Source organism: Myxococcus sp. AS-1-15, assembly GCF_020037055.1.
Lineage (GTDB): Bacteria > Myxococcota > Myxococcia > Myxococcales > Myxococcaceae > Myxococcus > Myxococcus fulvus.
Window position 1 is genome coordinate 1 of record NZ_JAIQDF010000074.1, and the last position, 904, is coordinate 904.

The following is a 904-nucleotide window of genomic DNA, read 5'->3' on the forward strand; positions in this document are numbered from 1 at the left end:
GTGCGCAGGATGAGCGCCACGGACGCGGACGGGTACTCCCGCCGGATGTCGAGCAGCAGCTCGCGCTGGGCCGCCGAAAGCTGCTGGGCCCGGCCCTTGTCGCTGCGTCCGCGCGGGGTGAGGCCCAAGAGGCCGCGCTTCTTGTACGCGTAGTACCAGCGCTCGAGTGTAGCCGCCGAGTAGCAGCGGCTCACCTCGGCGCCCGGCGGTACGAAGCGCTGCTGGGTGAGGGACTCGAGCGCCGAGGCGAGCTGGCCTCGGTCCATCTGCGCTTGGGTGAGGGCGCCGATGACTCCGTGGCGAAACACCGCCACCGCCTCGGCGTGGGACTTCGGGGTGAGGCTCTTCATTTCGCGCGGACTTCCCATACTGCCTCCTCATCCCGACATGGGCCTCTTGGGAGGGCAGACGCCTACCGTCCCGCCGCAGGCAGGGCTTCGAGGACGGGGCGTGTCGGGTGGGACAGACTTCTGTGAGGGGCGCGCCGATGGCCGTGGAGCAAGCCCCTCAGTGAGCGCGCTCGGCGCCCCGGAACGAGCAAGCGGACAGCGATGGCGGTCCGGTCGCCGGGAGTGCGAAGGCGGCGACTGTCGTCGCCGCTCGTGCGGCCACTGCTCGCGCCGTCCAGTCCGTGGGCGATGGCCGCACGCAGCACAGCAGTGTCCCGACTCTGGCCTCCCTGGACCAGCGGCAGAGCGAGTCCCAGCGCTCGATGCTCCCAGGCCCCACCACGGCCCAGGGACTCACGCGTCGGCGTACCGCCGCGGCTGTTAGCGACTCGAGACCCCACAGGGCGAGCGCCCAGGCGATGGCCGCGAGCGAATACAGCTTCCTGCCCAGCACCTGCGAGGGAACGACTGTCTGCGACACGCCACACCTACGGCAGCGGTAGCGTCGCACGCGC

General features: G+C 71.0%; 1 protein-coding gene. It reads right to left on the minus strand.

The features are described from left to right. Window positions 1–350 (minus strand): helix-turn-helix domain-containing protein (locus K8625_RS43580; protein WP_223786116.1); only part of this gene is annotated, 350 nt, incomplete at its 3' end. Between the last annotated feature and the right edge of the window lie 554 nt (window positions 351–904).